Origin of the sequence: Knoellia tibetensis, from assembly GCF_048606415.1 — a bacterium.
Taxonomy (GTDB): Bacteria; Actinomycetota; Actinomycetes; order Actinomycetales; family Dermatophilaceae; genus Knoellia; species Knoellia tibetensis.
On record NZ_JBMBWF010000001.1, the window covers coordinates 2,152,331 to 2,169,239 of the forward strand.

General features: G+C 72.3%; 16 protein-coding genes and 1 pseudogene. 12 read left to right on the top strand and 5 right to left on the bottom strand.

What is annotated here, in order from left to right; translation table 11 throughout:
• Window positions 1-19: 19 nt before the first annotated feature.
• The gene (locus tag ACOJV7_RS09995) at window positions 20-736 is read right to left on the bottom strand and encodes a hypothetical protein (RefSeq protein ID WP_420189994.1); all 717 of its coding nucleotides are present in this window, start codon (window positions 734-736) and stop codon (window positions 20-22) included.
• Between the two features lie 212 nt (window positions 737-948).
• Here ACOJV7_RS09995 and ACOJV7_RS10000 point away from each other — a divergent pair.
• The 10 genes and pseudogenes from ACOJV7_RS10000 (at window position 949) to ACOJV7_RS10045 (ending at window position 10,595) form a co-directional block, all read left to right on the top strand.
• Window positions 949-1,880, top strand: a pseudogene (locus ACOJV7_RS10000) (ATP-binding cassette domain-containing protein).
• Window positions 1,877-2,641, top strand: coding sequence for a hypothetical protein (locus ACOJV7_RS10005; RefSeq protein WP_420189995.1), 765 nt, complete (start codon window positions 1,877-1,879; stop codon window positions 2,639-2,641). Before ACOJV7_RS10000 ends, ACOJV7_RS10005 begins: the two are co-directional and overlap by 4 nt.
• A gap of 63 nt (window positions 2,642-2,704) precedes the next feature.
• Entirely contained in the window at window positions 2,705-4,024 is a 1,320-nt protein-coding gene (locus ACOJV7_RS10010) for an MFS transporter (protein ID WP_420189996.1), read from the top strand.
• Window positions 4,014-5,447 (top strand): pyridoxal phosphate-dependent decarboxylase family protein, encoded by a 1,434-nt coding sequence (locus ACOJV7_RS10015; RefSeq protein WP_420189997.1) that lies wholly within the window; start codon window positions 4,014-4,016, stop codon window positions 5,445-5,447. Before ACOJV7_RS10010 ends, ACOJV7_RS10015 begins: the two co-directional genes overlap by 11 nt.
• A gap of 94 nt (window positions 5,448-5,541) precedes the next feature.
• A complete protein-coding gene (locus ACOJV7_RS10020; RefSeq protein WP_420189998.1) occupies window positions 5,542-6,564 on the top strand; it encodes a hypothetical protein in 1,023 nt (340 codons plus the stop codon).
• A 178-nt stretch (window positions 6,565-6,742) separates the two neighbouring features.
• Entirely contained in the window at window positions 6,743-7,477 is a 735-nt protein-coding gene (locus ACOJV7_RS10025; protein WP_420189999.1) for a HemK2/MTQ2 family protein methyltransferase, read from the top strand.
• Window positions 7,474-7,737 carry a CDGSH iron-sulfur domain-containing protein gene (locus tag ACOJV7_RS10030; protein ID WP_420190000.1) on the top strand — a complete coding sequence of 88 codons (264 nt, stop codon included), beginning with the start codon at window positions 7,474-7,476 and terminating at the stop codon, window positions 7,735-7,737. Before ACOJV7_RS10025 ends, ACOJV7_RS10030 begins: the two co-directional genes overlap by 4 nt.
• A 230-nt stretch (window positions 7,738-7,967) precedes the next feature.
• On the top strand, window positions 7,968-8,834 hold the full coding sequence (locus tag ACOJV7_RS10035) for an iron-containing redox enzyme family protein (protein ID WP_420190001.1): 867 nt from the start codon (window positions 7,968-7,970) through the stop codon (window positions 8,832-8,834).
• The gene (locus ACOJV7_RS10040) at window positions 8,831-9,901 is read left to right on the top strand and encodes a carboxylate-amine ligase (RefSeq protein ID WP_420190002.1); all 1,071 of its coding nucleotides are present in this window, start codon (window positions 8,831-8,833) and stop codon (window positions 9,899-9,901) included. The genes ACOJV7_RS10035 and ACOJV7_RS10040 overlap by 4 nt, the downstream gene beginning before the upstream one ends.
• Window positions 9,902-9,989: 88 nt before the next feature.
• Window positions 9,990-10,595, top strand: a complete 606-nt coding sequence (locus ACOJV7_RS10045; RefSeq protein ID WP_420190003.1) for a dihydrofolate reductase family protein — start codon at window positions 9,990-9,992, stop codon at window positions 10,593-10,595.
• 154 nt (window positions 10,596-10,749) lie between these two features.
• Here ACOJV7_RS10045 and ACOJV7_RS10050 read toward each other — a convergent pair whose 3' ends face one another.
• From ACOJV7_RS10050 to ACOJV7_RS10065, 4 genes are all read right to left on the bottom strand, one after another.
• Complete coding sequence (locus ACOJV7_RS10050; protein ID WP_420190004.1) at window positions 10,750-11,721, bottom strand: AraC family transcriptional regulator; 972 nt, start codon at window positions 11,719-11,721, stop codon at window positions 10,750-10,752.
• Between the two features lie 319 nt (window positions 11,722-12,040).
• Entirely contained in the window at window positions 12,041-12,640 is a 600-nt protein-coding gene (locus ACOJV7_RS10055) for a DUF3618 domain-containing protein (protein ID WP_420190005.1), read from the bottom strand.
• Window positions 12,637-13,059, bottom strand: coding sequence for a phage holin family protein (locus ACOJV7_RS10060; RefSeq protein WP_420190006.1), 423 nt, complete (start codon window positions 13,057-13,059; stop codon window positions 12,637-12,639). Before ACOJV7_RS10060 ends, ACOJV7_RS10055 begins: the two co-directional genes overlap by 4 nt.
• Complete coding sequence (locus tag ACOJV7_RS10065) at window positions 13,056-13,898, bottom strand: hypothetical protein (RefSeq protein ID WP_420190007.1); 843 nt, start codon at window positions 13,896-13,898, stop codon at window positions 13,056-13,058. Before ACOJV7_RS10065 ends, ACOJV7_RS10060 begins: the two co-directional genes overlap by 4 nt.
• Before the next feature lie 139 nt (window positions 13,899-14,037).
• Here ACOJV7_RS10065 and ACOJV7_RS10070 point away from each other — a divergent pair, with 139 nt between their 5' ends.
• Window positions 14,038-16,308: a catalase gene (locus ACOJV7_RS10070; protein ID WP_420190008.1), complete on the top strand. Its 2,271-nt coding sequence runs from the start codon at window positions 14,038-14,040 to the stop codon at window positions 16,306-16,308.
• 118 nt (window positions 16,309-16,426) lie between these two features.
• Entirely contained in the window at window positions 16,427-16,900 is a 474-nt protein-coding gene (locus tag ACOJV7_RS10075) for a DUF4383 domain-containing protein (protein WP_420190399.1), read from the top strand.
• Window positions 16,901-16,909: the final 9 nt, after the last annotated feature.

Consider the following 16,909-nt stretch of genomic DNA (forward strand, 5'->3'; position numbering starts at 1 on the left):
GTGCTGATCAGGCCGTTTGTCAGACCCGCGAGCGGGTGGCGCGGTCGCCGAGGGCGAGGCCCAGGGCGGTGACGAAGAGCCAGACCGGACCCGTCATGCCCGCCATGTACTGCAGCGGCGAGATGCCGAGGAGGAGGGTGAGCCCGCCGAGGACGATCCCGACCCAGCCCAGCCAGCGCGAGACCGCCCCGTGGCGCAGGGCGCTCACCGCGACGGCGACACCGGTGGCGCCGGCTCCGACCCACAGCCACGGGATCGTGCCGACCCAGTGGTTGAAGAAGACGGCCGACTCGGGGACGAGCCCGTTGCCCGGGTCGGAGACCCCGAAGACGAACTCGGTGGTGAGGCCGGAGCCCATGAGACCCGCGACCGCGACGAGGCCGAGACCGGCGGCCGCGACGTCGGGGAGGAGGCTGCGGCTCGGCAGCTGGTCGGCGAGGCGACGACGCAGGCCGGCCGCGAAGACGAGCAGCAGCACGACCGAGACCATCGTCGCCGTGTGGAAGACGAGGATCTGCGGGACGAGCTCGGCGAGCCGGGCGACGATCGCGTCGGGGTCGCCGTCGGCGTCGGGGGAGTAGACCGCGTCGATCTGCATCGAGGCGGCGATGCCGACGATCGAGGCGAGCCCGGCGGCGACGCCGGTGAAGGCCCAGCCGCGGCCGGTCGAGGTGGTGGGTGCGGGCTCGTCGAGGTCGAGCCGGGACGTGTGGTCGGGGGTGATGGTGGCGCTCACGGCGTCTCCTGGAGGTTGTCGGAAGATCTGGACGACCCCACCGTGGGCCGCCCCGCGTCCTTGCCGACAGGGGCCGGTGTCCCGTCCGTCCGGGCAGTTGCCCGCGGGACGGAACCCGATCTGCACACAACCTTCACAGGTCGCACCCCCGCTGCTGCCGCCGGCGGCCCTAGCGTCCGACGCAGCGGTCGGACGAGCAGAGGGAGCGGGTCATGATCACGGTCGAGGGACTGACGAAGGTGTATGCCGGGGTGCGCGCGGTGGACGACCTCACCTGTGCGGTGGAGTCGGGGAAGGTCACGGGGCTCCTCGGACCGAACGGCGCGGGCAAGTCGACGACGATGCGGATGGTGCTCGGCCTCGACCGGCCGACCGCGGGCAGCGCACGGGTGAACGGCAAGCGCTACGCCGACGCCGCCGCACCCCTGCGCGAGGTGGGTGCGCTGCTCGACGCGGGCGCGATGCACCCCGGTCGCACGGGACGTGCGCACCTGCGGATCGGCGCCCACAGCAACGGGATCGCCCGCTCGCGAGTCGATGACGTCATCGAGCAGGTCGGACTCGAGGCGGCGGCGGGCCGGCGGGTCAAGGGCTACTCGCTCGGCATGCGCCAGCGCCTAGGCATCGCCGCGGCCCTGCTCGGCGACCCTCCGGTGCTGCTCTTCGACGAGCCGGTCAACGGGCTCGACCTCGACGGGGTGCGGTGGATCCGGGCGCTGCTGCGCGGGTTCGCCGACGAGGGGCGCACGTCCTCGTGTCGAGCCACCTCATGAGTGAGATGCAGCTCGTCGCCGACCGGGTCGTCGTCATCGGGCGAGGCCGGCTCATCGCCGACACCGAGATGGACGGGCTGCTCGCCGGGCTCGACGGCCAGCGGGTACGGGTCCGCTCACCGCGGGCCGGCGACCTGCGTGGGGTTCTCGGACCCGACGCGACCGTCACACAACACGGACCCGACGAGCTCGAGGTCCGCGGGCTCGCGGCGAGCGCTGTTGGCGAGCTCGCTCACGCACACGGCATACCGCTCCACCTCCTCGCCGAGGTGGAGCAGTCCCTCGAGGACGCCTACCTCGCCCTCACCGAGGGCAGCGTCGAGCACCACGGCCACGTCCCGGCGGCCCTGGCGGAAGGAGCGGTCCGATGAGCACCACGACGGTCCTCGCGCGTGCGGGGCGGGCGGAATGGGCCCGGATCTGGAGCGTGCGGTCGAGCTGGGTCCTCGTCGCCTGCCTCGGCCTCTTCATGGTCGGCGTCGCCGTCCTCGCGGGCATCGACGCCGCGGGCAACCCGGAGTCGATCCCGGACGACGCGACCGGGTGGGACGGCGCGCGGTTCACCGCGATGTTCGCGCTCTTCGGGATGGTCGCGCTCGCGGTCATGACGAGCACCGCCGACCACGCCACCGGTGCCATCGTCCCGACGCTGCAGTGGACGCCTCGTCGCGGCCTCCTCTTCGTCGCCCGCAGCCTCGTCATCGCGGTCACGGTCACGCTCCTCGGGGTCGTCCTCGTCAGCCTGGCGAGCGTCGCCATGGGTCTGCTCGCCGGTGTCGGCCTTCCGCTCGACGACGGGCTGCGCTCGGCGGGTGAGCTCGTCGTCGTCCTCGGCTGCGGCGCCCTGCTCGGCATCGGCCTGGGGCTCGCGACACGGAGCACCGCCGCCTCACTCGTCCTCGCCATCGCCCTGCTGCTCGTCCTGCCGCTGCTCGTCGCCAACCTGCCCTTCGAGTGGGCGACGACGGTCTCGTCGTGGCTGCCTGGCTCCGGGGCGCTCTTCCTCATCTTCGGTGAGGGGCCGCGCGACGACATGACGGTGTCGGCGGCGCGGCTGACGATGCTGGCGTGGGCTGTGGGAGCGTCCGCGCTCGGCGCCCTGCGACTGGTCCGGAGCGACGCCGGGCACTGAGGGTTGCACCGGCGTGCCTCGATCTCCCGCGGAGCGGCCCGGCGCCCGGACATACTGCGGTTCATGCCCCGCGACCGCCTCACCCGCGCCCAGACCGCGGGCTACGCAGCAGGCAGCGTGGGCACCGGTGGCTTCGGCACGCTCCCGGGGCTCGTCCTCGCCTACTACCTCACCGACACCCTCGGCGTCGCAGCGGCGTTTGCGGCCGTCGTCGTCCTGGTGCCGAAGGTCTGGGACGTCGTCATCGACCCGGCGATCGGGGCGCGCAGCGACCACGAGGTGGCGACCCGCGGTTCCCGCCACCGGCTCATGCTCTTCGGGGCCGTGACCCTTCCCGTCGGGTTCGTCGCGATGTTCGCCGTGCCCGAGGGCGTCGGCACAGCGATCGCCGCACTGTGGGTCGTCGTCGCCTTCGTCCTCGCGACGACGTCGTTCAGCCTCTTCCAGGTGCCCTACATCGCGGCGCCCGCCGACCTCACGAGCAGCTACGCCGAGCGCACCCGGATGATGACGTGGCGCGTCGGTGTCCTCGCCCTCGCCATCCTCGCCTTCGGTGCCGGTGCCCCCGCCGTCCGCGACGCCCTCGGCGGTGGGCGAACCGGCTACCTCGTCATGGCGATCGTGTCCGCAACCGCCCTCACCGCAGGCATGCTCGCGACCGTGGCGAGCCTGCGCGGCCACGAGAGCGTCGCGCGGACCGCCGGCGACGCCGCCACGCTGCGCGCCGGGATCGACGCCGTGCGAGACCTGCCTCGCTTCCGCTCGCTGCTCGTCGTCTTCGTCCTCCAGGCCCTCGCGACCGGCATCGTCCTCGCCGCCGCGCAGTACGTCGCGACCTACCTCCTCGGCTCCCAGTCGTGGGTGAGCGTCCTCTTCGCCGCCGTCGTCGCCCCGGCGCTCTTCGTCATGCCGCTGTGGAAGCGGCACGCGGCCGCGCGGGGCAAGCGGACGGCATACCTCTCGGCCTCCTGGCTCTTCGTCGCCGCCTGTGTCGTGCAGGTGCCCGCGCTCGTGGCCGGCTGGGTCTGGCTCTCGGTGCTCGCCCTCGCGGTCGGCGGTGTCGCGTATGCCGGGATGCAGCTCTTCCCGTTGGCGATGCTCCCGGACGTCATCGAGGAGGCGGGGCGTGCCCGAGGTGGTGCCATGAGCGGGGTGTGGACCGCGCTGGAGACGGCCGGGCTCGCGCTCGGGCCGGCGGTCGTGCTCGCCATGCTCGCCGTCGGCGGGTTCGTCTCGAGCACGAGCGACCCGGCGGCGCAGCCACGCAGCGCGGACATCGCCATCGGGCTCGCGTTCACGCTCGTGCCGGCGGCCCTCGCACTCGTCTCCATCTCGGCGCTCCGGCGCCACGAGGAACCGGAGGTGGCGCTCGATGGGCGCTGACGAACGCACGGCCGACGACGTGCTCGCGCAGCTGCGCGCCTACCGCGAGCACGACGCCCCGACGCACGGTGGCCGGGTCCTCTCCTACGTCTACGACTCCGGCCGCGCCGACCTCGACGAGGTTGCGGCACAGGCGATGCGGCTCCTCCAACCCGTCAACGGACTCGACCCGACGACCTTCCCGTCGGTGGCGCTCATGGAGTCCGACCTCGTCGCGTTCGGACGCGACATGCTGCACGGCCCGACCGCCACCGGCTCGGTGACCTCCGGTGGGACCGAGAGCTGCCTGCTCGCCGTCAAGGCCGCGCGCGACCGCTGGGTCTCCCGGGGCGGTGCCGGGCGCCCGCGGCTCGTCCTGTCGTCGTCGACCCACGCGGCGTTCCACAAGGCGGCGCACTACTTCGGACTCGACGTCGAGGTCGTGCCCGTCGACGTCGTCACGGGGCGGGCGGCGCCGGGCGAGCTCGAGGCCGCCCTCGGTCCCGAGGTGGCGCTCGTCGTCGTGTCGGCGCCGTCCTATCCCCACGGCGTCGTCGACGCCGTGGCCGACGTCGCCAGGGCGGCCGCGGACCTCGGCATCCCCTGCCACGTCGACGCGTGCGTCGGAGGCTGGGTGCTGCCCTGGTGGGAGGAGGCAGGTGGAGAACCGTTGCCGCAGTGGGACTTCCGCGTCTATGGCGTGACGAGCATCAGTGCCGACATCCACAAGTACGGCTACGTCCCCAAGGGTGCCTCGCTGCTCCTGTTCGCCGACGGCGAGCTCGACCTCGCGCGCTACTTCGCCACCACCGGCTGGCTCGGCTACCCCGTCGTCAACCCGACGATGCTCGGCACCCGATCGGCGACGTCGCTCGCCGCCGCCTGGGCGGTCGTCCAGACCCTGGGACCGGACGGGTATGCCGGCCTCACCCGTCGCGTCGTGGACGCCACCCGCGCCGTGGTCGCCACGGTCGACGGGGTCGAGGGGCTGCGGGTGCTCGGCGACCGGCAGGGCCCGCTCGTCGCCGTCGCGACGGATGAGGACGTCGCGCCGGAGCGGCGGGTCGACCCGCTGCTCTGGGTGACGGCCGTGGCGGAGCGCGGGTTCGTCCTCCAGGGCCAGCCGTCGCTCGAGCAGCCGGACGGCACCGTCGTCCCGCACACCGCGCACCTCACGATCACGCCCGTCACCGAGGGGCTGCTCGACGAGCTCAGCGCCGCCCTCGTCGGGGGTGCCGAGGCCGTGCGCGGCCACGCGGTGCCGAGCCCGGAAGCACTGTCCGCGGACGGCATACCGGATCCGGCGGCGCTCGCGGACGCGGCGCGGGACGGGGCAGACCTCGACCTCACCGGCGTCCTCACACTCATCGAGGCGCTCCCGCGCGACGCGTCGGCGCAGCTCCTCTCGGCCTTCCTGCAGAGGTTCACCGCGCCCCGGAGCTGAGCCGTGGTCGTAGTACCCATGGACAGTTGTCGGCTGAACCGGCGGCGCCGTTGAGTGGGCCCTGCACACGACCGAGCGAGCACAGGAGATCGTCATGGCAGGCAGAGCACGCATCATCGGGGTGGCCCTGGCCATCGCCGCGCTGGGGGCATCGGCGTTCGGTGCCACCGCACCCGCACAGGCCGCGTCGTCGAAGGGGTGTGTCGGCGGGGGCTACCGGCTCGTCAACCTCTCCACCGGCGCGACCGTCGCCGCGTCGGGCGAGGACCGGATCCGCACGACCATCGCCGCGAGCCGGCTGGGGAGCACCTTCGCGGTGCGCGGGCGCTACACGCAGTTCGAGGTGCGGAGCTCGGACTTCGCGGTCCTCAACCAGGCCTTCACGGGCGCGGCCAACGAGCTCGACATCACCGGAGGCCGCTTCACCCCCGTCTATGCGAGCAAGGTGCCGAACCACCGCGGGCTCGTCCTCGGCAGCGGCATCGCCGTCGAGCTCGACGACGAGGAGCTCAGCCTGCAGCGCACCGGCACCGGGCTCTCGATGAAGATCCAGGCCAAGGACTGCGCGCAGGGCGGGATCTTCCAGATGGAGCCGCAGCGCTCCGACGGCACGACGACCCGGGTGACCCACAGGCTGGCTCAGTCGGTCACGCCCGGGCTCACTCCCTTCTACTTCGACAACCCGAACTTCCGCTCGCGCATCGGGCAGTTCCTCGGGTCGGGGTGCACGAGCGTGACGACCGGCCCGCCCGGGCAGTTCTGCGTTCAGGTCGCCGCGCGCGTCAACATCGCCAACGGGCTGTCGCCGAGGTTCGTCGCCCGGGACAGCGCGCAGGTCGCAACCCGTGTGTCCCAGCCGGCGTGCAACACGGCGACACCCCTGACTCCGAGCGTGCGGCACTGCGGCGGCGTGTCCGTGTGGGACGTCGCGAGCGGCGGCCGGATGGGGTTCGTCACGGGCGAGGACGCCACCGAGGTCGCCAACCCCCCGACGACGTGCACGACGGACTGCCAGGCACAGAACCAGGTGCAGGGGCGGCTCGCCGACCTCGGGGCACCGTTCCCGGTCCCGGCCGGGAGCAGGCTCACGCCGCGCACCTCGACCCTCCTCGGGTAGCCGACCGGGTGACGAGACCGCAGGTCATGCCCTGACCTGCGGTTTCGCCGCTCCTCGGGTCGCTCAGTGACCCGCGTCACACTCGGACGAGGCGCATGGACGGGGCCCTGGCGGGTATGGACCCCCCAAGGGTGGGCGCCGCGGTGCGCAGACCCGTCCGAGCGACCCGAGGAGCACCATGAGCCGTTCGCAGCAGCCGGAGTCCGGTGTCGGACCATCCCGTCCCGTCCTGCTCCGGCTCCCCGGGTGCTACCCCGTCCAGGCCGACACGTGGCTGCTCGCCGACACGATGGCCGAGCTGGGCCTCGCCCGGGGCGCACGCGTGCTCGACCTGTGCACCGGCACCGGCTCGCTGGCGGTCGCCGCGGCACTCGCAGGGGCAGCGGAGGTGACGGCGATCGACCTGTCCTACCGCTCGTCCGCCAATGCCTGGGTCAACGCCCGGCGCCACGGCGTGCGGGCCCGGGTCCTGCGAGGCGACCTCTTCGGGGCGTTGGCAGGCAGCGAGCGGTTCGACCTCATCCTCTGCAACCCTCCGTATGTTCCGTCGTTCACCCGGCGGTCGTCTCGCCACCGGATCGACAGGTGCTGGGACGCCGGTTCGGACGGGCGTCTGCTCCTCGACCGGATCTGCGCGGAGGCGTTCGACTGGGTGGCGCCGGGAGGCAGCCTCCTGCTCGTCCAGTCCGACGTCGCGGACGGGACGAGAACCGTGGAAAGCCTGCAGGACAATGGCTTCGAGGCGGAGGTGGTGCGTCGTGAGGTCGAGGAGCTCGGTCCGGTGATGCGGTCGAGGGCCCGTATGCTGCGGGCGCACGGCTTCATCGCCGAAGGGCAGCCTGCCGAGGAGCTCGTCGTCGTCCGGGCGACGAGGGCCACCTCGGACATCACCCTGCTGGAGGCCACCGCATGACGACGACCACCGACGACCAGCGGCGCGAGCTCCCGCCGAACCGCGTGGGCCGCGTCGTCGTGACCGGCGAGGGGCCGATCCTCGTGGAGGGCCCCGTCGACGTCGTCACCGCCGACGGCACGACCGTGCGCTCGGAGCGTGGCCTCGTCGCCCTCTGCACCTGTCGCCGCAGCCGGATCTCGCCCTTCTGCGACACGAGCCACCGCGACAAGGTGCGCGCCGAACGCCAGGCGCCCGCCGAAGGAGGGACGTCGTCGTGACCGCCACCGTGACGCCGCCCCCGCGGACGGGGTCCGCCGGTGCGACAAGCCCGTCCCTCGCCCCTGCCCCTGCACGGCCGGGTCAGTCGCCCGCCGCACCGTGCGGGTTGCCAGAGTCGGCCCACGCGCCGTCCGCGCGCCCGCCGCTGCCAGCGGCGCGAGGTCCCCTCTCCGCCGCGGTCCTCGACTTCTGTGCCGGCCGGCTCGGCGCACCCTTCCCCACGTCGAGCGTGGTCGACCCCTACGGCGACGACCTCCACCTCGCCCTCCACGTCTGCTACGAGCTGCACTACCGCGGCTTCGTCGGCGTCCCCGAGGCCATGGAGTGGCACCACGAGCTGCTCGGCGTCCGTCTCGAGCTCGAGTCCACCTTCCTGGCCGCCCTGCGCCGTGACGTGCCCGGCGGTGACGACCTCGAGGCCGAGATCGACGCCCTGCTCACCGAGCGCGTCGGCGAGCGGGGCATCTCGCACCACCTCGCCGAGCGGGGGACGCTCGACCAGATGCGTGAGTACGTCACGCACCGCTCGGCCTACCACCTCAAGGAGGCCGACCCGCAGCTCCTCGTCATCTCCCGGCTCGACGGTCCGGCCAAGGCCGGGCTCATGACGGTGCAGCACGACGAGTACGGCGCGGGTCGCGCGGACCAGATGCACTCCGGGCTCTTCGCGGCGATGATGCGCGAGCTCGGACTGTGCGACCACTACGGCCACCACGTCGACGCGGTGAGCGCCGCCGCCCTGGCGGAGGTCAACCTCATGACCCTCTGCGGCCTGCGGCGCGAGCTGCGGGGCGCGGCGGTCGGGCAGTTCGCGGTCATCGAGCTGACGTCCTCGCCCGGCTCCGCCCGCCTCGTGCGCGCCGCCCGGCGGCTCGGCTGCGGTCCTGCCACGGAGCACTACTACGCCGAGCACGTCGAGGCCGACGCCGTGCACGAGCAGGTCCTGCGGCGGGAGGTCATCGCGCCGCTCGTGCGCGCCGAGCCCGAGCTGGCGGCCGACCTCGTCTTCGGGATCCAGGCGAGCGCACTCCTCGGTGGACGCTTCTCGGATGAGATCCTCGGGGCGTGGTCAGCCGGTCGGTCGAGCCTTCGGTGACGTCCCGCACCGTCGGGGTCGAGGAGGAGTTCCTGCTCGTGGGCGCCGACACCGATGGGCCGGTGGCGGTCGGTCCGGAGGTCGCCGAGGCCGCCGCCGACGCGTGGGTCAAGGGGGAGTTCAAGCAGGAGCAGGTCGAGATCTGCTCCCGGCCGACGGCCTCGCTCGACGCCCTCGCCTCCGACCTGACCGACCTGCGCCGCCGGGTCTCCGGGCTGGCGGCCACGCACGAGGCGGTCGTCGTCGCGTCGGGAACCTGGCCGGGGGAGCACCTCCCGACGCCCGTGGTGTCCGACCGGTTCGCCCGGATCGGTGAGGAGTTCGGCGAGCTCGCCGCTCAGCAGCTCACCTGCGGCACCCACGTCCACGTCTCGGTCCAGTCGCCCGACGAGGGGATCACCGTCCTCGACGGCCTGCGCCCGTGGCTCGCGGTGCTCACGGCGCTCGCGGCCAACTCCCCCTTCTGGCACGGCCGCGACACCGGGCACGCGAGCTGGCGCTCCGTCGTGCTGTCCCAGCTCCCGACCGCCGGCCCGGCGCCGCTGTGGCGCGATGTCGACACCTACCGCCGGACGACGGACGTCATCGTGGCGGGCGGTGGGGCGTTCGACGAAGGGATGCTCTACTACGACGCGCGGCTCTCGGCGAGGTACCCGACCGTCGAGGTGCGGGTCACCGACGTCGTTCCCGACCCCGACGTCGCCGTCGCGGTCGCCGGGATCTGCAGAGCCTTGGTCGACACCGTCGTCGCGGACGGGGCGACGGCGCACCGACTCAGTGAGGCCCTCCCGACTCTCGCCCTGCGCACTGCGGCCTGGCGGGCCGCGCGTCACGGCGTCGGGGACCGGCTGCTCGACCCCGCGACCGGTCACCTCGTCCCCGCGAAGGACGCGGTCGGGTCGCTGCTGGCCTTCACAGGGGACGCGCTCGTGGCCGACGGCGACTCGGCCATCGTGCAGGACGTCGTCGGACGGATCCTCGCCGGCGGCACCGCGGCCGACCGGCAGCGCACCCTCGTCGACCCGCAGCACCCGGCCACCGGCCTTCGAGCCTTCCGGGTCGGCTGAGGGCAGGGCCCGAGCGCAAGCGCGCTCCGGGCACTTCCGCGGGCGGACGGCATACGCAAGACTGCGAGGTCGAGGGAAGGAGACGACCGTGCCGAGTCTCATGATCGACCTCATCATCAGCCTCGACGGCTACGCCGCGGCGGAGGGCTGGCCCGGTCTGTGGGGCGTCGAGTCGCCGGAGTACCTGGCGTGGCTCGACGAGCAGCAGGAGGAGCACACGGTCCTCATGGGCGCGACGACCTACCGGCTCATGTCCGGGTTCGCCGAGCAGGTGGGTGACGACCCCGGCTTCGCGCAGCTGGCGGCGATGCCGAAGGTGGTCTTCTCGTCGACGCTCGACGATCCACCGGGATGGGCGAACACCGTTGTGGTCAGGGACGATCCGGTCGACTGGGTGCGCTCGCAGAAGGAGTCGGTCGAGCGTCCGATGCGCACCCTCGGCAGCCTTTCCGTCGGCCGTGCGCTCCTCGTCGCCGGGCTCGTCGACCGTTACCGGCTCGTCGTCTTCCCGTTCATCACGGGGGCGACGGGGCAGGAGCGGGTCTTCGATGGACTCCCGGACGTGGCGCTCGAGCTCGTCGAGAGCAGGACGTTCGACAAGGGCATGCAGCTGCTCGACTACCGCCCGACGCTGCTCGACGGCCCGCCTGCGGGCGGGATCGTCACGAGGCCGGACCCGCAGCCCGGGAGCTGAGTCCCGGGCTGCGCCGGCTCGTCAGACGTGGGCAAGCGCGCGGCCCTAGCCGCGCGAGTCACGCGACCGCGTCGGTTCGCGCCGTGGCCGAGGACGGCTCCGATGTCGGACGGGGGCGTCCGGCCGGCTTCAAGGGCAAAGGCCCCGGCCGGTCTCAGCTCGAGCGCAGCACCTCGGAGGGCGCCCGGCCGTACTCGTCGCGGAACAGCTTGGCGAACCGGCCCGGGTTGCCGAAGCCCCACCGGGCGGCCGCCGACATCACGGTGAGCTCGTCCCCGCAGGCTGCCTCGAGCTCGCTGTGGGCGTGGGCCAGCCGCACCCGACGCAGGTAGGCCATCGGGGTCGTGTCGAGATGGCGGCGGAAGGCCAGTTGGAGGGCGCGGACGCTCACCGATGCGGCCGCGGCGATGTCCGACGCGGCGATGTCGCGGTCCGCGTTGTCCTCGATGAAGCTCACGGCCCGGCGCAGCGTGAGGGGATGCGCGTCGTGCCCGTCCTGTGCCGTCGGCTCGCTCGAGGCGGTGTTGGCAAAGCAGTCGAGTGCGACGGAGGCGAGGAGTGACGCGGCGTTGGACCGGAAGAGGTTGTGCTCCGAGCCGGGCAGGGTGACGACCGAGGAGCGGACATAGGCGCAGGCGCCTCGCCACCTGAGGGCGGCCTGCGGAGACGTCGGCTCGTGTCCGAGGAACCGGATCGGCACGCCGGCGGGGCCGGCGGTCGCCGCGACCTTGTCGAGGAGGCTCGGTCGCATGATGACCATCGACATCGTCACATCCTCGACCGTGCCGATGTAGGCCTGGTCCGGTTGGGCGACGAGGTAGGACTCCCCGGCCTGGTACGTACGGCTTTGGCCCTGCGAGTCGAACCGCGTGCGGCCGGTGTTGAGCTCGGTGAAGACGAGCGTCTCCAGCGGGTCCACCGCGGCGCTGAACCCCAGGCCGAACTCGAGGGCGTCGAGACGCACGTCGGGCGTGAGGGTTCGCTGGTGGATGCGCATGACCGTCCCGCAGGGCTGCCGGCGGTCCGAGATGCGGGTGCGTGCATAGGTCTCGCCGAGCACGGTGGCGGCCTCGTCGAGGCTCTTCGACTCGAAGCGGAGCTCGTCGTGCGTGGCGGTGGCGCTCATGCCCGACCACCACCCGAGTGGTTGCTGCCGTCCACGGGCGACATGAACCGGGTGCTCAGCTCGGGAAACTGACTGCCGAGGTGTTGCATCAACTGGTCGATCTGCATCGCGGGTACCACTCACCTGGAGAGAAGCGCGGGCTCGCGGCGTGTTTGGACGACCCGCTTCCTCTGGCCCCACCGTAGGCCAGAAGCACGGGTTCACCGACCTAACGCATGGGCCACTTCTCCAACCCCGACCAGGCAGCAGAACGCCGGGCCACCCTGTGAGGATGACCCGGCGGTCCGCCGTGGCGCCGCGTGGCGGCGCTGCTGTCGGGTCAGGCGCCGCTGTCCTGCGCGGAGGCCTTGACGTCCTGAGCGCGGGTCTGACCCTGGTCCTTGACCTCCTGTGCGCCCGACTGGGCCGTGTCCTTGACCGCACGCGCGGCCTCGGACGCGGGCTCCTTGAGGTCTTGGGCGACGTCCTGCGCCACGGACTTGACCTCGTCGACGAGGGGCTGTGCCTGTTCCTTGGCCGTGGAGACGAGCTCGCGCTCCTTCTCGCTGGCCGGCATGAGCGAGCCGACGAGCCAGCCGAGGCCCATCGCCACGGCGCCGGCGGCGAACGGGTTGCCGCGCGCCTTGCTGCGCGCCTGCTTCGGCAGGTCGCTCGCCGTGTCGGTGACGGAGGAGACGGCGTTGCCTCCCGTGGACTGGACGTCGTGGGCGGAGCCCATGACGGAGTCCTTCACCGAGGACAGCTTGCCCTTGGCGGTCTCGGCCGTCCGGTGGGCGACGTTCCCGGGGCGGACCGTCTCACCGAGCGTGTCGACGTCCTGCGAGAGGCGTCCGCGTGTCCGCTCGATCTCCCGGCGGATGGCCTCGGGGTCGTCGGACGACACGGGCGTGGTGGTGTGCGGGTCAGTGGGGTAGGTCATGGTGTCTGCTGTCCTTTCAGCGCTTCGGGGATGTCCTTGACGGTCTCTGTCGTGCGGGGCAGGCCCATCGGTGACTTCTTGAGCTGCTTCCGGCCGGCCGAGGCCAGGATCGCGGCGATGATCGCCCAGACGACGGCGACGACGACCCCGGACCAGCCGCGGCCGATGACCTCACCGAGGGCCCACCAGGCGGCGACCGACAGGAAGACGAGGGCGAGCTGCCCGGCGACCGCGGCCGCTCCGAGCATGCCGGCACCCTTGCCGGCCTGGGTCGCGCTCTGCTTGGCCTCGGCCTTGGCGAGCTCGACCTCCTGGCGGACGAGGGTCGACAGGTCGGTGCTGATGTCGGAGACGAGCGCCCCGATCGACCGCAGCGGCAGCTCCTCGTCGGACGAGGGGCGGTTGGCGGCGTGGCTCACGAGTGTGTCCCTCCTTCCGTCATGCGCGGACGGAGGCCCTCGGCAGGACGGCCCTGCGTCGGATCCGTCGTGGCGACGTCACCCGGGGTCACCTCACCGGTCCATGCCGTCCCGTCGCCGGTCTCTCCCGTGGCGTAGGCCGCGTCGTCACCCGTGTAGGGGGCGTCCTCAGCGCTGTATGCCGTGTCACCACCGGCGTATGCCGTCGTGCCGCCCGCGTAGGGCGTGGTCGCGTCCGCGTATGCCGACGTCCCCGTGCCCGCGGAGCCGAAGGCAGCGGCCGTGCCACCGGGCGCGCCCATGCCGGACGTGCCGGTCTGGCCTGCGTAGCCCGGGGAGGTCGTCGCACCGGACGTGTCCGAGGAGTCGCGGGCCTCGTCCACGGCGCCACGCGTCAGGCGGCCGCCGAGCACGCCGAGGCCGGCGGCGAGGAGGAGGAACGTGCCCGGCTTGCGCCGGGCGAAGTCGCGCACCTCCTGGAGAACGTCGCCGGGCTCCTTGTTCTCGAGCCAGGTGGCGGCCGACGACACCTGGTCGCCGACGTCGCGCACGAGGCCGGTCGCGGATCCACCCTCGTCGGGTCCGTTCGCCATCGCGGACAGCTCGGAGCCGAGGTCACGCAGGGTGGAGGCGAGTCGGTTCTGCTGCTGCCCGCTCTGCTGCACCAGCTCGTCGCGGGACTGTTCCCACAGCTGGCGTGCCTGCCGGCGGGTCTCGCCCGCCACCTGGCCTGCCTGCTCCTTGGCGGTGCCCGCCACGTCCTGGGCAGCGGCCTTCGCCTCGTCCGTCGTCCCGCCACTCGCGGCGGTCGAGTTCGTGCTCGTGGTGTCGCTCGTCATGCGTTCCACGTCCTCTCTGCTCGGGTCCGCGGTCGATCCGCGGGGACTGTTGGCCTACCCGGCAGGGGACTGCCCAAACACTGTGGTGGTCCGCATTGTCGGACTCGGTTGGGTCGGTGGGAGGCGGGTAACAGGTGGCATGGCCAACGACGACAACGCCCAGAAGCCCCCTGTCCCGGTCCGCGTCCCGGACCGCCCGGTGCCCACCGCACCGGGTGCCCCGGGCCCCCAGCCGCCGCAGCTCGAGGAGCCGGTGGAGCCGCGTGGGCCGCTGCCCCCGAAGCCGGACCAGGGCTCGCCGGAGCCCGTCTCACCGACGGGCGCTCCGCTCGACGTGCCACCCACGGCGATGAGCCAGCAGGACGGCTACCTCACGACCTCGCAGGGACTGAGGGTTCCCGACACGGACCACTCCCTCAAGGCGGGGGCGCGCGGGCCGACGCTTCTCCAGGACCACCACCTCCGGGAGAAGATCACCCACTTCGACCACGAGCGCATCCCCGAGCGCGTCGTCCACGCGCGCGGAGCCGGCGCTCATGGGACGTTCACGGCATACGGGTCCGCCAGTGGTCTGACGAAGGCGGGCTTCCTCGAGAAGGGCGTCGAGACACCGGTGTTCGTCCGCTTCTCGACCGTGCTGGGCTCGAGGGGGTCAGCCGACACCGTGCGGGACACCCGCGGCTTCGCGACGAAGTTCTACACGACCGAGGGGACCTTCGACCTCGTCGGCAACAACATCCCCGTCTTCTTCATCCAGGACGGGATCAAGTTCCCCGACATCGTCCACGCCGCCAAGCCGCACCCGGACCGCGAGATCCCGCAGGCCCAGAGCGCGCACGACACCTTCTGGGACTTCGTCTCGCTGCACACCGAGGCGCAGCACCACACGATGTGGAACATGTCGGACCGCGGCATCCCGCGGTCCTACCGCACCATGGAGGGCTTCGGGGTCCACACCTTCCGGCTCGTCAACGAGGCCGGTGAGACGAGCCTCGTGAAGTTCCACTGGAAGCCGCGGCTCGGCGTGCACTCGCTCACGTGGGAGGAGGCGCAGGAGCTCGCCGGGAAGGACCCGGACTATCACCGGCGAGACCTCTACGACGCCATCGAGGCCGGCGCCTACCCCCAGTGGGAGCTGGGGGTGCAGGTCATGCCCGACGACGAGGACCAGATGTTCGAGGGCATCGACCTGCTCGACGCCACGAAGCTGGTTCCCGAGGAGCTGGCGCCCGTCCAGCCCGTCGGGATGCTCACGCTCACCGCCAACCCGACGAACTTCTTCGCCGAGGTCGAGCAGGTCGCCTTCCACGTCGGGCACCTCGTGCCGGGCATCGACGTCACCGACGACCCGCTGCTCCAGACCCGGCTCTTCTCCTACGTCGACACCCAGCTGACCCGTCTGGGCGGCCCGAACTTCTCTCAGATCCCGGTCAACCGACCCCATGCACCGGTCAACGACATGCTGCGCGACGGCTTCCATCAGCACGCCGTCCACGGCGGGGTCGCGCCCTACCGGCCGAACTCCCTCGACGGTGGGTGTCCCTTCATCGCCGGGGAGGCGACCTTCATCGAGGTGCCGGCTCAGGTACCTGAGTCCCGCAAGGTGCGTGAGTCGCCGGCATCGTTCGACGACCACTACAGCCAGGTGCGGCAGTTCTGGCAGAGCATGTCGCCGGTCGAGCGGGACCACATCACCTCGGCCTACACGTTCGAGCTCGGCAGGTGCTTCGAGGAGACGGTGCGCACCCGTCAGCTGCAGTGCCTCGCCGAGATCGACGACGTGCTGGTGGCCACCGTCGCCGAAGGTCTCGGCCTGCCTGCGCCCACCGGCGCCGGCGGAGGCGGGGACGCGCAGCCGAGTGCGGCACTGTCACAGGTCGGCTCGTCCTGGCCGGTCGAGGGGCGGCTCGTCGGCGTCGTCGCCGATGCCACGAGCGATGCGGGCGCCATCGCCCGGCTCCTCCAGGCACTCACCGAGCAGGGGGCGCGCGGTCTCGTCATCGCTCCGACCGGTGGCACCCTGAGGACCGCCGACGGGGAGCTGACGGTGCAACGGACGCTGCTCACGGCGACCGCGGCCGAGCTCGACGCGCTCGTGCTCGCCGCCGTGCCCGAGCCCGGAGCCGACGCGCGTCCGTCCACGGATTCCAAGGCGGACCCGGACGCGACCGCCCTCGACCCACGTGTCCGCACCATGGTGCTCCAGGCCTACCGCCACGCCAAGCCGATCGGCGTCCTCGGCGTCGAGGAGCACGCCCAGGCCGTCGCCGAGGCGCTCGGCCTTATGGCCCATCCCGCCGGGGTCGCCCTCGGTGACGACTCGTCCGTCGCCGAGGCGGTCCTCGAAGCGCTGGCCCAGCACCGCGTCTGGGACCGGTTCCCGCCCAGCCCGGCGTCGGTGACCGGGTGAGCCCGCGCACGAATGGCTCGTTCCCGAACCGGGTAGCTGTTGGGCATCAACTCCACGAGGAAGTGAGAACGTCATGAGCATCAACCCAGAACGCCACAACACCACCCGAGGCGACGACATGACGGCCCTGCAGAAGGCCGCCCGCGTCGTCGGCGCCGTCTTCCTGCTCGTGGGGGTGCTCGGCTTCGTCCCGGGCATCACCTCGAACTACGGCGACATGACGTTCGCGAGTCATGACTCGGACGCCATGCTGCTCGGGATCTTCCAGGTGTCGATCCTGCACAACATCGTCCACCTGCTGTTCGGCGTGGCCGGACTGGCCATGTCCCGGACGTGGTCGGGTGCGCGGAACTACCTCATCGGCGGCGGGGTGATCTACCTGCTGCTCTGGATCTACGGCCTGCTCATCGACAAGGACTCGTCGGCCAACTTCGTCCCGGTCAACTCGGCGGACGACTGGCTGCACTTCCTGCTCGGTGCGGGCATGGTGGCGCTGGGTCTCGCCCTCAGCCGTCGTCGCGACACGACGACCGGTGGCCACCTGGGCAACGACTCGACGGGTCGCACGTCGCGCGCTCGCGACGTGCGCTGACCGCTCCTG

Coding starts and splice junctions, on each gene's coding strand:
- ACOJV7_RS10030 (WP_420190000.1), top strand. CDS start 7,474: ATGACGACGACCACCGACGACCAGCGGCGCGAGCTCCCGCCGAACCGC.
- ACOJV7_RS10010 (WP_420189996.1), top strand. CDS start 2,705: ATGCCCCGCGACCGCCTCACCCGCGCCCAGACCGCGGGCTACGCAGCA.
- ACOJV7_RS10015 (WP_420189997.1), top strand. CDS start 4,014: ATGGGCGCTGACGAACGCACGGCCGACGACGTGCTCGCGCAGCTGCGC.
- ACOJV7_RS10075 (WP_420190399.1), top strand. CDS start 16,427: ATGACGGCCCTGCAGAAGGCCGCCCGCGTCGTCGGCGCCGTCTTCCTG.
- ACOJV7_RS10020 (WP_420189998.1), top strand. CDS start 5,542: ATGGCAGGCAGAGCACGCATCATCGGGGTGGCCCTGGCCATCGCCGCG.
- ACOJV7_RS10025 (WP_420189999.1), top strand. CDS start 6,743: ATGAGCCGTTCGCAGCAGCCGGAGTCCGGTGTCGGACCATCCCGTCCC.
- ACOJV7_RS10005 (WP_420189995.1), top strand. CDS start 1,877: ATGAGCACCACGACGGTCCTCGCGCGTGCGGGGCGGGCGGAATGGGCC.
- ACOJV7_RS10050 (WP_420190004.1), bottom strand. CDS start 11,721: ATGAGCGCCACCGCCACGCACGACGAGCTCCGCTTCGAGTCGAAGAGC.
- ACOJV7_RS10055 (WP_420190005.1), bottom strand. CDS start 12,640: ATGACCTACCCCACTGACCCGCACACCACCACGCCCGTGTCGTCCGAC.
- ACOJV7_RS10065 (WP_420190007.1), bottom strand. CDS start 13,898: ATGACGAGCGACACCACGAGCACGAACTCGACCGCCGCGAGTGGCGGG.
- ACOJV7_RS10070 (WP_420190008.1), top strand. CDS start 14,038: ATGGCCAACGACGACAACGCCCAGAAGCCCCCTGTCCCGGTCCGCGTC.